Genomic DNA, 1,117 nt, shown 5'->3' with positions numbered 1-1,117 from the left:
CTGCCAGGCCCGGGTCCAACCGCGGTTGCTGCAGCCGGATCTCCTGGAAAGCCGGTAGCAGGTCGTTGCGGACGTAAAGGCGGAAACGGTACGAGCCGATCGGCGAGGGCAGTTCACGCAGAGCGACCAAGCGAAACAGCTTGGCCTGTTGCGATGGTTCCCGGGCACTCGCCAGGCTGCGCCAGATGCTCCGGAGCACATCGCCGAGCGTGAACGGCGGGAGATCACTCGTTTGGAGGTTCTGGCGTGCTGGATTCTTCAGTTCGGGCGCGATCGCGAATGCTCGGTACGTGGTCTCTTCTGGATACCACCAGCGCATCGGATAATCGAAGCTCGTGTATTGGCTCCGCAGAAGGGCATCGGTTTCCGGACGCAAGTATTCGAGCGAGTAGAGCACGATCGGCGGCGGATGCTCGGGAAGGGTGTTGAGGGTCGTACCGAAATAGCGGCGACGTGGAAACTCGCGAAGATACCAGTTCATTGGCCACTGCGTTCCCGAGTCGTACCAGATCTCCAGATCCATCCCTCCGGTCAGCTCGTGCGAAAAGCGCTCGAGGTCGCGGGTGAGCTGGACGACGTGTGGTGCTGTCTGGACATAGATCAGCATGTCGCGCGGCACGTCTCCTTCTCGATAGGTCACCCGCCATCCAGCGTGGACTTGAAAGAGGGCTGCCGCGATCAGCCAACCGGAGACTGCTGGAAGTGCGAACTGGCGCCATCGTCGATCGACAGCTGGCACGATGACTGCGAAAGCAGCGACGAGCACCGGTACCCATGCCAGGCGGAGCGCGGTCTCCCCGCCGAAACGAATTCCTCGCATCGGAGGACCCTGCGTCGTCTCGAATGGACCGGCTGTGACCCAGGCCATCGCGAGGAACCACTGTGCGAGGAGCGCGAGGACGAGCGTCGCTAAGCCGAGCGCGAGGCGACGTTCAGCGCGGTTCCAGCGGATCCAGGCATGCTCGAACTGCTCGAGGAGCCTGCCGACAAGCAAACCAGCGAGCAGACACAAGGGAACCGTGATGTGGATCACCAACCAAGGCATCTTCTCGCCCGCCCAGGAGAGGACAGCGAGCATGATGGCTCCCCAATAGACGAGAACGGTGAGCGGCCGCCA

1 protein-coding gene is annotated in these 1,117 nt (G+C 62.4%); it reads right to left on the bottom strand.

Annotation, left to right across the window (positions count from 1 at the left end; genetic code table 11):
* Positions 1-1,078, bottom strand: a 1,078-nt coding sequence (locus tag NW808_RS03935) for a hypothetical protein (RefSeq protein WP_414420361.1), incomplete at its 3' end; no start/stop codon positions are given.
* Positions 1,079-1,117: the final 39 nt, after the last annotated feature.

The organism is Synechococcus sp. W70.1 (assembly GCF_047461515.1).
In the GTDB taxonomy this organism is placed as follows: Bacteria; Cyanobacteriota; Cyanobacteriia; order Thermostichales; family Thermostichaceae; genus Thermostichus.
This window is presented reverse-complemented; position numbering and strand designations above follow the sequence as displayed.